12 protein-coding genes are annotated in these 11,914 nt (G+C 56.1%); 5 read left to right on the top strand and 7 right to left on the bottom strand.

The genetic code is table 11. From position 1 onward, the window contains the following. Window positions 1-7: 7 nt before the first annotated feature. Window positions 8-682: a bifunctional 4-hydroxy-2-oxoglutarate aldolase/2-dehydro-3-deoxy-phosphogluconate aldolase gene (eda, locus tag EI77_RS02990; RefSeq protein ID WP_133793263.1), complete on the top strand. Its 675-nt coding sequence runs from the start codon at window positions 8-10 to the stop codon at window positions 680-682. A 5-nt stretch (window positions 683-687) separates the two neighbouring features. Here eda and EI77_RS02985 read toward each other — a convergent pair whose 3' ends face one another. The 4 genes from EI77_RS02985 to EI77_RS02970 all read right to left on the bottom strand — a co-directional run bounded on the left by EI77_RS02985 (window position 688) and on the right by EI77_RS02970 (window position 4,494). Continuing rightward, a complete protein-coding gene (locus EI77_RS02985) occupies window positions 688-1,011 on the bottom strand; it encodes a chaperone modulator CbpM (protein ID WP_133793262.1) in 324 nt (107 codons plus the stop codon). A 20-nt stretch (window positions 1,012-1,031) separates the two neighbouring features. Beyond that, complete coding sequence (locus tag EI77_RS02980) at window positions 1,032-2,006, bottom strand: DnaJ C-terminal domain-containing protein (protein ID WP_133793261.1); 975 nt, start codon at window positions 2,004-2,006, stop codon at window positions 1,032-1,034. Window positions 2,007-2,063: 57 nt separating this feature from the next. Continuing rightward, complete coding sequence (locus EI77_RS02975) at window positions 2,064-2,546, bottom strand: Dps family protein (protein ID WP_133793260.1); 483 nt, start codon at window positions 2,544-2,546, stop codon at window positions 2,064-2,066. 184 nt (window positions 2,547-2,730) lie between these two features. Next, on the bottom strand, window positions 2,731-4,494 hold the full coding sequence (locus tag EI77_RS02970; RefSeq protein WP_133793259.1) for an alkaline phosphatase family protein: 1,764 nt from the start codon (window positions 4,492-4,494) through the stop codon (window positions 2,731-2,733). Window positions 4,495-4,568: 74 nt separating this feature from the next. On the opposite strand from EI77_RS02970, the gene EI77_RS02965 reads away from it, so the two are divergent. Further along, window positions 4,569-4,859, top strand: coding sequence for a PepSY domain-containing protein (locus EI77_RS02965; RefSeq protein WP_133793258.1), 291 nt, complete (start codon window positions 4,569-4,571; stop codon window positions 4,857-4,859). Between the two features lie 83 nt (window positions 4,860-4,942). On the opposite strand, the gene EI77_RS02960 is transcribed toward EI77_RS02965, so the two are convergent. From EI77_RS02960 to EI77_RS02950, 3 genes are all read right to left on the bottom strand, one after another. Then, window positions 4,943-5,383, bottom strand: a complete 441-nt coding sequence (locus EI77_RS02960) for an arsenate reductase ArsC (RefSeq protein WP_133793257.1) — start codon at window positions 5,381-5,383, stop codon at window positions 4,943-4,945. 37 nt (window positions 5,384-5,420) lie between these two features. Continuing rightward, a complete protein-coding gene (gene arsB / locus EI77_RS02955) occupies window positions 5,421-6,476 on the bottom strand; it encodes an ACR3 family arsenite efflux transporter (RefSeq protein WP_133793256.1) in 1,056 nt (351 codons plus the stop codon). 326 nt (window positions 6,477-6,802) lie between these two features. Then, entirely contained in the window at window positions 6,803-7,294 is a 492-nt protein-coding gene (locus tag EI77_RS02950) for a hypothetical protein (protein WP_133793255.1), read from the bottom strand. A 100-nt stretch (window positions 7,295-7,394) separates the two neighbouring features. Between EI77_RS02950 and EI77_RS02945 the strand changes: the two genes are divergently transcribed. From EI77_RS02945 to EI77_RS02935, 3 genes are all read left to right on the top strand, one after another. After that, window positions 7,395-7,727, top strand: a complete 333-nt coding sequence (locus tag EI77_RS02945) for an ArsR/SmtB family transcription factor (protein ID WP_133793254.1) — start codon at window positions 7,395-7,397, stop codon at window positions 7,725-7,727. Between the two features lie 27 nt (window positions 7,728-7,754). Further along, window positions 7,755-8,231, top strand: a complete 477-nt coding sequence (locus EI77_RS02940) for a DUF6428 family protein (protein WP_133793253.1) — start codon at window positions 7,755-7,757, stop codon at window positions 8,229-8,231. A 226-nt stretch (window positions 8,232-8,457) separates the two neighbouring features. Next, on the top strand, window positions 8,458-11,886 hold the full coding sequence (locus EI77_RS02935; protein ID WP_133793252.1) for a transglutaminase family protein: 3,429 nt from the start codon (window positions 8,458-8,460) through the stop codon (window positions 11,884-11,886). Window positions 11,887-11,914: the final 28 nt, after the last annotated feature.

The following is an 11,914-nucleotide window of genomic DNA, read 5'->3' as shown; positions in this document are numbered from 1 at the left end:
TCTCCGAATGTCTTCTTCTTGTTTTCCTGAACCCCTGGAACTTCACCTCTACCAGACCGGGGTCATCGCCGTACTGATGCTGGATCATGCGGAGTCTGCGGTGCCAGTCGCAAAAGCCCTCATGGAAGGCGGTGTAGACTGCATCGAGCTGACACTGCGCACTCCGGTGGCTATGCAGGCACTGCGCTGCATTCGTGAAGAAGTCCCTGGGATGATGGTGGGCATGGGAACCATTCTCAATCCCCAGCAAGTGCGCGAGGTGAAGGAGGCTGGTGCAGCTTTTGGCGTGGCACCAGGAATGAATCCGCGCGTGGTGGCAGCGGCTCAGCGCATCGGCTTGCCGTTCGCTCCCGGGGTCTGTACGCCCACAGACATTGAGCTGGCTGTGGAGCAAGGCTGCCGTTTGCTGAAGTTCTTTCCCTCTGAACCCTGCGGAGGCCTGGCGTATCTACGCGCCATCGCGGCACCCTTTGCCCATTTGGGTGTGAAATACATCCCGTTAGGCGGTGTGGCGGCAGGCAATGCGGAGGCTTATTTGATGGAGCCCTCGGTGCATGCACTGGGTGGTTCCTGGCTGGCACCCCGTGAGGTTATTCAAAAGGAGGACTGGCAGACCATTACCCGCAATGCGCTGGAGGTGATGAAAATGGTGCGGCGCTTACGCAGACAAGAGGCTCACTGATGGATTTATCGTACGCTCTGTCGCCTTTCCTGGCGGAGGCACTCGATCTCATGAAGTAGATCCAGGATGAGTTTCAGACCCGTGTCATTGACAGCACAGGTGGAGCGGAGGTGCTCGATACGACGAAGCTGACGCAGTGATTCGGCATCAAACAAAGCGCTGTCTGCGGCTTGCCCTGATGCGGGTCGGATAAACCCTTGCTCCTGGTAGCGGATAATGGTCTGGGCATCCATGCCAGTCAGTTCCGTAATGACTTCGATGGAGTAGGCAGTATCCGTTTCTGCCTCATAAAGAGGCCCGGCCTCGGTGGAAGAATGATCTGAAGTCATGGCTCGGTGACAATGTGGGTTTAAACCGGGCGCGCACGGAAGGTGGAGGTGTCACGCAGCTTTTCCCAGAGGGTGCGTTCTTCTGGACTGAGGGTGACAGGAAGCTGGATATTGAGGACGACATAAAAATCGCCTCTTTCGCCGTTCTTTCCTTTCGGCAGCCCGCGATTTCGTGCGCGGAGTTTTTGGCCGTTTTCGGCTCCTGCGGGTATGCGTAATTTAATGGAGCCGTCCAAAGTTGGTACCACGACTTCTGCTCCAAGGACGGCTTCCCAAGGTGCGATGTCGAGGTCGTGATAAATGTCTGCTTCACGGCTGCTAAAGTCCGGGTGGGTAGCATGGCGGACGCGCAGAAACAGGTCGCCGGCAGCGGCTCCGCCCTGGCCTGGCTCACCATGCCCCGGCACGCGGATGCGGCGACCATCCGTGGCACCTGGGGGGATGCGCACTTGAAATTCACGCGTCTCCACCTGGCCCGTGGAACGGTTGACTGTCTGCATGGAAACGGGACGTACCGTTCCCTGCATGGCCTCCATCAGGGTGACGAGGATATCCCCTTCGATATCGCTGCCTCGGCGTGGCCGTGCATTGCCGGACTGGGCATGCGTTTGGCCGAAGCCGGGACTCTCATTTGGGAAGCCGTAGCGAGTGCCTCCGCTGAAATATTGCTCGAAGAAATCACTGAAGCCCGTGCCGCCAAAATGGAATTCTTGCTCGGGAGTACCTGTCCCACTCTGAGGCGGCGGCTGGAATCCGCCTTCGTCATCGGCCCAGCGAGCGCCCATCGTATCGTATTTTTTACGCTTGTCTGGATCTCCCAAGACTTCATAGGCTTCGTTGATCTCCTTGAACTTAGCCTCTGCGGTTGCCTTGTCCGTGGCCACATCGGGATGGTATTTCCGGGCGAGCTTGCGGAAGGCTTTTTTGATGTCGTCTTCACCGGCCTCGCGGTTTACGCCAAGGATGGTGTAGTAGTCTTTAAATTCGACGGACATGCCAGAGAGTGTATCGGATTAGCTGCGGAAGATCTCAGGGAGATTTCGTGCGCGGGATTAGTCTTCGAGAAGGCTGCGGAGCATCCAGGCGGTTTTTTCGTGGAGCTGGATGCGCTGGGTAAGGAGGTCCGCGCTGGCTTCATCGGCAGCTTTTTCGACGACTGGAAAAATGGAGCGTGCAGTGCGGACGACAGCCTCATGGCCGGTGACCAGAAGCGCGATCATCTCCTTGGCCTTGGGCACTCCGGGGACTTCTTCAATCGAACTCAGGCGCACAAATTCCGCATACGTTCCAGGTGCATGCATGCCCAGGGAGCGGATGCGCTCGGCAATGGTATCCACGGCCAGGGCCAGCTCGGTGTAATGCGTTTCAAACATCACATGCAGCGTCTGGAACATCGGTCCGGTGACGTTCCAGTGGAAGTTATGAGTCTGCAAATAGAGAGTGTAGCTATCGGCAAGCAGTCGTGAAAGTCCGGCGGCGATCTCGGTGCGGTCAGCTTCACTAATGCCGATATCGATGAGTGTTTTGGTTTTCATATGGGAATTGGGGATCCCGCTTGGCAGGTGCATTTACCATACCAGGGAAAGCCCTGGGTGTGCAGGATTGATGATCTTGATTGAAATCTTCATCTCACTATACCTCTAAGGGGGGACCTCGGATGCACTTTCGGCTGGCCTTGGTTGCGAATACCTGCGCCGGGTTTAGCCCGAGTTCCGGTGATTACTTCAAGATTTTAACCATCGGCTTGCCCATGCAGGCGGGTGGCTCCTGGATGCCGAGTGCGGCGGAAAGGGTGGGCGCGATGTCCGTAATGTAAAATTCATCGGCATAACGGCCTGCCTTGAAGCTGGCTCCATAAAACAGCACCGGGATATGGGTATCATAAGAAAAAGGGGAGCCGTGAGTGGTGCCCGCGCCTGGCTTGCCGCTACCTGAGATGAGGAAGGGTTTCGGAATGAAAACAATGTCCCCGCTGCGCTCGCCGTTGAAGCCTTTCATCACACGCTGGCCGATGACTCCTGGTGCACGTCCGTCCAGCAATTGTTCACGCCCGTAAACGGCATGAAACACGCCGGTGGATAAAGCCCATTCGCGTGCGAAGGAGGTGACGGTTTCCGGTGAAAGCTGCTTTTCGATGAGCACGGGATAGTTGAAATACAGGTTCCCATCGCTGAGGCGTGGCTTGAATCCGATTTTGGCACCCAGGAAATAGCGTCCAGGCCCGAAGCGCTCGGCCAGTTTTTCCTGCAATTCATTCATCATGTCTGAAAGGGGCGGGCGGCCAGCGTCCAGACCCTGCTCCTGAGCATTTTCTGGGGTGGGGCAGACGCCGTGGTCCGCCGTGAGGACGATGGTCACATTGGTTAGGCCAATCTTTTTGTCCAGGTAGGCAAAGAATTCCTGAAACTGCCGGTCCATGCGCAGGGTGATGTCCTGGACCTCCTGTGAATAGGGGCCGAACCTGTGGCCGCAATAATCATTGGATGAAAAGGAGACACAAAGAAGATCTGGCTTGCTGCCCTGGCCCAGGTTTTCCCCCTCAATGGCTGCCTTGGCAAATTCGGCGAGCAACTGATTGCCAAAGGGGGTGGAGAGGATGGGTTCATAACCGTCCTTTTCTTCTTTGATCACTTGATGAGGAAAGGTGCGGGTGGTTTCTCCAGCCAGGCTGGATTCGCCTGCCGCATCATCGGGATTGAGGTATTCTTTTTCATCCAGCAGACGCTCCCAGGTCTGGCCGATGAAGGCATCTGGCCGCTTGCTGTCATTGAAGGCTTTGACCCATGCGGGCAGCTCCTGCATGTAATAACTGCTGGTGATGAAATTGCCGGTGGCGGATTCAAACCAGAAGGCACCTGCGGGCTTCTTGCCCCCTGGCAGGATGGCTCCGCGGTCCTTGATGGAGATGGCCACCACTTTGGAGTCCCAGTGCAGGCGCATTTGGTCTGCCACCGTGCTGCCGATGAAATTGCGTGGGGACATTTTGCCGGCCTTGCCCTGAGGGTCGGTGCCTACACCGTTTACGGCGTCATCGCTCACGCAGTACATGGGTTGTCCCGTGCGTTTATCGAACCACTCATTGCCGATGATCCCGTGCATCATCGGTGAACTGCCACTGAAGAAGCTGGCATGCCCCGGGGCGGTGATCGTCGGAGAGTAATCATACTGTGCAAAGGTCATGAAGGCTCCTTCATCGGTCAGCAATTTTAGCCCACCTTCGCCGAACTGATGATGAAAGCGGTCCAGGTAATCATAACGAAGCTGGTCCACGACAATCGCCACGACAAGTTTGGGTGCCTTGGGCGGTGCCGCCTGCAAGTGGGCAAGTCCGGTGGCGACGAGGGCGAACAGAAAGTATGTCTTGATCTTCATCAGTGATTTGGAGGGGGAGTAAACGTCTTTAGACCGGGGCGATTGCATCTTTTTGTCATCTGCCACACTGAAATCTGCCCCGTATCCCAGAATGTACAATTTTACAGCCATTGGTGGGGAAGGAGACGAAATTATCAGTGCCGTTTTTGTTGATCCGGCATCAAAAAATTCAACTTCTTCAGATCATGAATACTGCATTTATCCGTGAAATCAGAGCCGGCCTGCTTGCGCTGGCTATCGCTGCCTGTGTCCTGTGCCTATCCCCAGCTCATGCGGGGGATGACGTAAAAATGGAGAACTTGCCGCCTGCTATTCCCCTGGCGATCCTGGACCGGTTTCCTGACGCACTTTTTGTTAAAGCCGAAGCGGAGACTGATGATGGCAAGGTGAAGTATGAGGTGGAAATCAAGACTCAGGGCAAGACGCTTGAAGTCGAGATTCTAGCCGATGGCCGCATTCTCAAAGTGGATGATTGAGTCCGCTTAATTTCGGGGGCTGGGACTATCCTGGCCTCCGGAGTCTAGCTGGGGGATCAATCCGCAGCGGTCGCGGAGCCTGATCAGTTCGCTTTAGCTTGGTCCAGCCGACCGCAGGCGTAGGCGGTGAAGACTTTGCTGATTTCATCACGCACGCGGCGAAAGACCACAAGCTGCTCCTCTTCTGTACCTGTGGCATGAGCGGGATCATCAAATCCCCAGTGATGGCGGTTTAATTGTCCCGGAAAAATCGGGCATGCCTGGTCTGCATTTCCGCAGACCGTGATCACCGTCTCCACGGACTGATCCAGAAAGTCATCCATGTGCTTGGAGCGATGGGCGCTGATATCAATGCCGATCTCGGCCATCACTTTGATGGCCAGGGGATGAACATAGCCTGCGGGTTTTGATCCGGCGCTGGCTATGATGCATTCATCCGCGATTGCGGAACGAAGAATGCCTTCTGCGAGATGGGATCGGCAGGAATTGCCAGTGCAAAGGATGAGAATGGTGGGTTTGCTCATGAGCTTTTAGATGCAGTTCAAATGCTGGCCATCGGTATCACACTTTCGCGGGGGCAAAGGTCGGGCGGAGCCGCAAAGCCACATGCACCAGACCGATGAGCACAGGTACCTCGATGAGTGGCCCGACGACCGTGGCAAAGGCCACGGGTGAATGGATACCAAAGACCGCAATGGCTACAGCGATCGCCAGTTCGAAATTGTTTCCTGAGGAGGTGAATGCCAGCGATGTGGTGCGGGGATAGTCTGCCCCGAGTTTTTTGGCCATGTAGAAGCTAACAAAAAACATGATCACAAAATAAAGTGTCAGGGGAATGGCGATGCGGAGTACATCCATGGGGAGATCCACGATGGCCTCGCCCTTGAAGGTAAACATCACCACAATCGTGAATAGCAGTGCCGAGAGCGTGACCGGAGAAATAAGCGGGATGAACTTCTGCTCATACCACGCTTCTCCCTTCATGGGCACCAGGATCACCCGGCTGAGTACACCTGCGGCAAAAGGTATCCCCAGGTAGATCATCACACTCCAAAAGATGTCCTGCATGGCGATCTCCACCACCCGTCCCTCAAGTCCAAAGTAGGGCGGCAGCACCGTGATGAACAGCCAGGCGAAGACGCTGTAAAAGAGGATTTGTGCGATGCTGTTCAGTGCGACCAAGCCTGCCGCATACTCCCGGCTGCCTTGGGCCAGCTCATTCCACACCAGCACCATGGCGATGCAGCGGGCGATGCCAACCAGGATTAGCCCCACCATGTAATCGGGATGATCTGGCAGAAAGAACACCGCCAGGAGGAACATCAGGACCGGCCCCACAATCCAGTTTTGAACCAGGGACAAGCTGAGGATGCGCATATTGGCAAAGACTTTGGGAAGCTGTGAATACTTCACCTTAGCCAACGGCGGATACATCATGAGAATCAGCCCGATAGCGATGGGGAGATTCGTGGTGCCGATGGTCAGCGGTGCAAAGAAAGCCTCCGGATCGGTCATCACGAACTGCCCCAGCAAGACGCCAATCAGCATGGCCGCGAAAATCCAGACCGTCAGATAGCGGTCGAGAAAAGACATGTTTTTAGCGACAGCGTCGGACATTGAAGGGGGAACGTGTTGGTTGCTAAGGAGCAATCAACACTAATTGGCTAAAATGCCAAGTAAAGGGCTATTTGGCAAATTGGCCAAATGGCTGCTCTGGCACGTCCGTTTTGTCGTGTATGGCCAGTTTCCCACAAGGGGGCACTGGCCTAAAAGCGGACTGAGTTTTTAAACAGGCAAGGCATGACTCAGCGAGATCTTTCCAGGCCTCCGCTGAGAGTGTTCCAGCAACTTTTTGTTGCCTGCCCTTTGGCTAGTGAAGGATAGGGAGGCAACAAAAAGCGCGTGCAGGCGTAGGCCTGGCACGCGCTCTAATCGCGGGTCGTTTATGAGCCGTAGCTGAAGCCCAGCCCGGTCTTCTCCTTCGTGCTTTCAAGGAAGCTGTGGGAGATGACGACGTCGTTGGGACCAAACACAGCCGTCACAGACTGGTAATAAGTGATGACGGCTCCAGGAATGAAAGCAGAGCCGGGGATCCAGGCTTTGCCCGTGGACTCGCTGGGTTTATAGGTCCAGGTACCTGTGGCCTGTCCGGCTGCATTGGTACCCTTGGTGTAGAACATTCCCAGCTTACCGATGATGTCGCGGCGGGTAGTCACTCCGTTCTGGATTTTAGCGGCCGCTTTGGTCAGGTGGGTGCTCTTACGGGCCTGGGCTGGATCAGTGATGTCACCCTCCGCCGTATCGGCAGGAGCGGCGCTGGCTGAGGCCGATGTGTCAGCGGTCTCTGTCGGTGTTTCAGTGGAGGTGCCACAACTAGTCAGGCCGGTGATGGCTGCAACTGAGGCGACGACGAGGAAGGTAGGTACAGTTCTCATGCGCGGACATGAAAGCGGGGGGAGCGGTGCTGGCAAGTCCGGGGACGCAGCAAAAACGGCACTTGCATATTCTCATCTATTTGGCAAAATAACCAAATAGATGACCGCGAAACAACCACCCGTCTCACCCGAGGCCACCGCGCGCCGTGTGGAAGTGATCAAAGCCCTGGCGCATCCTTCACGCATGCTCATCGCCGAAACGCTCATGAGTGGCGAGAAATGTGTCTGCGATCTCCAGGCTCTTGTGGGGGCGGATATGTCCACTGTTTCCAAGCACCTCACGCTGATGCGCAAGGCCGGAGTGCTGACCTGTGAAAAGCGCGGCCTGAACATCTATTACCGGCTCGCCTGCTCCTGCCTGGGCACCTTTCTCCGATGCCTGGATGAGCTGGCCCCTGATGCCACTACCTGCGAGACCGATTGCTGCGACTGAACTTTTTAGAATCCCAACGCCCTCTTTATGAACATCACCGAATTCCTTTCTCATCTCGAGTCCCACTCTGAAAAAACACTGCTTTTGGTGCTGCCAGATGGCGGTTTCATCCCGGCGCATTTTCACATCACGGAGGTGGGCCATGTGAAAAAGAACTTCATCGATTGCGGCGGCACCCGCCGCAGCACCGAAAGCTGCCTGCTGCAAACCTGGACCGCAGACGATACAGACCACCGCCTCGTCGCAGGAAAACTCAGCATGATTTTCGGCAAAGCCGGGGACGTGCTGCCTCATCACGATCTGCCTGTCGAAATCGAATTCGAAGACTTTTCCGTCAGTCAGTTTCCGGTAACGGAAGCTCAGGTAAAAGGCGACGTGCTGGTATTTCAGCTCGGTCTCAAGCATACGGATTGCCTGGCCAAGGAACTCTGTCTGCCAGGTGTCTGCGGCCCGGCACCAAAAGTGAATCTCCTCGGTTGCGCTCCAGGATCAGGCTGCTGCTGATCCGTTTTCACAGATTTTATCAGGCTTCATCTTAGATGTTGGAGCGACGCATTGATTGGGTGAAAGAGACCGCGTCTGACCTCTCTCACCCGCTTGTGGAGGTCCGGGACGCCGCAATTTTAACAGTGATTTTTTTAGATTTAAAAAGACAGCCACTTGGATTAAAGGTTTCAACTTCGTCGCTGGCACGCGCTATGCTTTAGCAGCTAGAGACAGCCAACCCAACATGTCCATTCACGTCGCCCTCCGTCACGTCACGCGGTATAAGTTTGATCGCCCGGTGAACCTCTCGCCGCACATCGTGCGTTTGCGACCTGCCCCTCACTGCCGCACGCCCATCCTGGCGTATTCGTTAAAGATCAAGCCTGATACGCACTTCATTAACTGGCAGCAGGATCCGCAGAGCAACTACCTGGCCCGTCTCGTTTTCCCTGAAAAGGCCACAGAGCTGTGTGTGGAGGTGGACCTTGTGGCGGACATGGCGGTTTATAACCCCTTCGATTTCTTTTTGGAGCCCGAGGCTGAAAAAGTGCCTTTCCGGTATGATCCGGTCCTGGCTCATGAACTGGAGCCTTATCACCGCAAGCTGCCTCTCACGCCTCTCATCGGCGGATATTTACGCGGAGTTCGGCAGCAGATGACCTCCGGCAAGGAGCAGATGCGCACCAATGACTTCCTGGTCATGCTGAACCAGATGCTCTGGAAGGACATCAGCTACAACATTCGTCTGGAGCCGGGTGTTCAGACACCTGAAGAGACCCTGGAACTGGGCTGCGGCTCCTGCCGCGACAGCGCCTGGTTGATGGTGCAAATCTTCCGCCATCTGGGCATGGCCGCGCGGTTTGTCAGCGGTTACCTCATCCAGCTCAAGGCCGATGTGAAATCACTCGATGGCCCTAGCGGTACCGAGGTGGATTTTACCGATCTCCATGCTTGGTGTGAAGTTTACCTCCCCGGCGCAGGCTGGGTTGGTCTGGACCCCACCTCCGGTCTGTTCGCCGGTGAAGGCCACATCCCTCTCGCTGCCACGCCTGACCCCACCAGTGCGGCTCCCGTGACCGGAGCCATTGACAAGTGCGAGGTCGAATTCGATCACGAAATGTCCGTGACGCGCATCTTTGAATCAGCGCGCGTCACCAAACCTTACACGCCTGAACAGTGGAAGGACATCGAGGCACTCGGTTATCAGATTGATGATGAACTGGTGGAAGGTGATGTCCGTCTGACGATGGGTGGCGAGCCCACCTTTGTCAGCATTGATGACATGGAAGGCGATGAATGGAATACCGCCGCCGTGGGGCCAACGAAACGGCTTCTGTCCGGCCAGCTCGTCAAGCGTCTGCGTAACCGCTTCGGCCCGGGTGGCCTGTTGCATTACGGCATGGGCAAATGGTATCCTGGGGAGCCTTTGCCACGCTGGTCGTTAGGCTGTTACTGGCGTAAGGACGGAGTGCCCGTCTGGGCAGATGATACGCTCATTGCCGATGAATCAAAGAGCTACGGGCATGATGAAAAAGTGGCGCAGCTTTTTGGAGTCGCCCTGGCCAAGGCTCTTGGGGTGAATCCAAAGTGGCTGAAGCCCGGCTACGAGGACGCGTTTTATTATCTCTGGAAAGAGAAGCGCATGCCCGTGAACGTAGATCCGCTGAAGTCTAACCTTAAGGATGAATTAGAGCGCAAGCGCCTGGCTCGTATCTTTGAGGAAGGCATGGACAAGGTGGTCGGATACGCCCTGCCCCTTCAGCGCAGCATTTCCGGGGACCAGCTCAAGTGGCAGAGCGGGCCGTGGTATGTGCGTGATGACACCATGTTCCTCATCCCGGGGGATTCCCCCATGGGCCTGCGTCTGCCGCTGGATTCCATCCCTTGGGTCAGTGCTGGAGATTTTCCATGGATTTATCCTGCGGATCCGTCCAAGGACTGGCCGGAACTGCCGCCGCGTCCAGAGAGCCGTCAGCAATTTCTCGCTGGTCTTGGTGATGCGCTGGCTGGCCTCACAAGCGTCCCCGCCAGTTATGGCGAAGCTGCCTATGCTGGCCAGGGGAAACCGGAGCGCCGCAAGCTGGAGCCACTCACGCAGGAGCAGATCGAAGACAATCCTGCGGAACGCTATCCACAGCCGAATGAATCCGCTCCCTGGATCATTCGCACCGCCCTTTGTGTGGAGGCACGCGAAGGCCGTCTTCACGTGTTCATGCCGCCCGTGGAGGAGGTGGAAGATTACCTGGACCTCGTCGCAGCTGTGGAAGACGTGGCCACCACGTTAAAAATGCCGCTCATTATTGAGGGCACTCCACCGCCTTACGATCCACGTTTGCAAGTGCTCAAGGTCACCCCTGACCCGGGCGTCATTGAGGTGAACACTCATCCCGTGAAGACTTGGAATGAACTGGTGGATAACACACAGATCATTTACGACGAAGCCCGCCAAACCCGCCTAGGTACAGAAAAATTCATGGTGGACGGCCGCCATACAGGCACCGGTGGTGGAAACCACATTGTGCTCGGTGGCGAGACGCCGAAGGATTCCCCCTTCCTACGCCGCCCTGATTTGTTGAAATCATTGTTAGGCTACTGGCATAATCATCCGTCTCTCAGTTACCTGTTCAGCGGCCTCTTCATCGGGCCGACCAGCCAGCACCCCCGTGTGGATGAGGCCCGCAATGATGCCCTCTATGAAATGGAGCTGGCCTTCAAGGAGCTTGACCGCAATACGGCCATGCATGGTCACACCACCCCCTGGCTGGTGGATCGCATTTTCCGCAACCTGCTCGCAGACGTCACTGGAAACACCCACCGTACCGAGTTCTGCATTGATAAAATGTTTGATCCCGGCAGCAGCACAGGCCGTCTCGGTCTGGTGGAGTTGCGTTCTTTTGAAATGCCTCCTCATCCTGAGATGAGCTTGGCTCAGCAGCTACTCATGCGTGCCGCCATTGCCCGTTTCTGGAAAGAGCCGTATGAGCAAAAACTCGTCCGCTGGGGCACGGAGCTGCATGATCGTTTCCTTCTTCCTCATTTCGTGTGGGATGATTTCAAGGACGTGATGGATGACTTTAAGTCCGCCGGTTACGGCCTCACGCCTGATTGGTTTGAACCGCACTTCGAGTTCAAATTCCCACGCATTGGTGAGATCACCCAACGGGGTGTGAATCTGGAGATCCGGACTGCTCTGGAGCCATGGCATGTGCTCGGCGAAGAAGCCACCGCAGGCGGCACTGCCCGGTATGTGGATAGCAGCTTGGAGCGCGTTCAGCTCAAGACCTCCGGTCTGGTGAACAACCGCTACGCCATCACCTGCAATGGTCGCAATGTACCGCTGCACCCATCCGGTGTGAATGGTGAATTCGTCGCCGGAGTACGTTACCGTGCCTGGCAGCCGCCAAATGCCCTACAGCCGACGATTGGCATCCACGCTCCGTTGATTTTCGACATCGTGGATACCTGGAACAATCGCAGCCTGGGCGGTGGCAATTATCACGTCACTCATCCCGGTGGCCGCAGTTTTGATACCTTCCCTGTGAACGGGTACGAAGCCGAGAGCCGCCGTCGCTCCCGTTTCTTCGCCACCGGCCATACGCCTGGGAAGATTGAACCCATCACCATTCCCACCGTGCCGGAGTTCCCCTTCACCTTGGATTTGCGGCTGGGCTGATCTCGCCTCTCATGAAGCAGGTGATCCG

It is taken from the genome of Prosthecobacter fusiformis, assembly GCF_004364345.1.
Lineage (GTDB): Bacteria > Verrucomicrobiota > Verrucomicrobiia > Verrucomicrobiales > Verrucomicrobiaceae > Prosthecobacter > Prosthecobacter fusiformis.
The sequence above is the reverse complement of the archived record's forward strand: the minus strand, read 5'-3'. Positions and strand labels throughout refer to the sequence as shown.

Bases quoted from the DNA above. Each gene is read 5' to 3' on its own strand.
- EI77_RS02980 (WP_133793261.1), bottom strand. From the start codon at position 2,006: ATGTCCGTCGAATTTAAAGACTACTACACCATCCTTGGCGTAAACCGC.
- EI77_RS02935 (WP_133793252.1), top strand. From the start codon at position 8,458: ATGTCCATTCACGTCGCCCTCCGTCACGTCACGCGGTATAAGTTTGAT.
- EI77_RS02985 (WP_133793262.1), bottom strand. From the start codon at position 1,011: ATGACTTCAGATCATTCTTCCACCGAGGCCGGGCCTCTTTATGAGGCA.
- EI77_RS02975 (WP_133793260.1), bottom strand. From the start codon at position 2,546: ATGAAAACCAAAACACTCATCGATATCGGCATTAGTGAAGCTGACCGC.
- EI77_RS02940 (WP_133793253.1), top strand. From the start codon at position 7,755: ATGAACATCACCGAATTCCTTTCTCATCTCGAGTCCCACTCTGAAAAA.
- EI77_RS02965 (WP_133793258.1), top strand. From the start codon at position 4,569: ATGAATACTGCATTTATCCGTGAAATCAGAGCCGGCCTGCTTGCGCTG.
- arsB (WP_133793256.1), bottom strand. From the start codon at position 6,476: ATGTCCGACGCTGTCGCTAAAAACATGTCTTTTCTCGACCGCTATCTG.
- EI77_RS02970 (WP_133793259.1), bottom strand. From the start codon at position 4,494: ATGGCTGTAAAATTGTACATTCTGGGATACGGGGCAGATTTCAGTGTG.
- EI77_RS02950 (WP_133793255.1), bottom strand. From the start codon at position 7,294: ATGAGAACTGTACCTACCTTCCTCGTCGTCGCCTCAGTTGCAGCCATC.
- eda (WP_133793263.1), top strand. From the start codon at position 8: ATGTCTTCTTCTTGTTTTCCTGAACCCCTGGAACTTCACCTCTACCAG.
- EI77_RS02960 (WP_133793257.1), bottom strand. From the start codon at position 5,383: ATGAGCAAACCCACCATTCTCATCCTTTGCACTGGCAATTCCTGCCGA.
- EI77_RS02945 (WP_133793254.1), top strand. From the start codon at position 7,395: ATGACCGCGAAACAACCACCCGTCTCACCCGAGGCCACCGCGCGCCGT.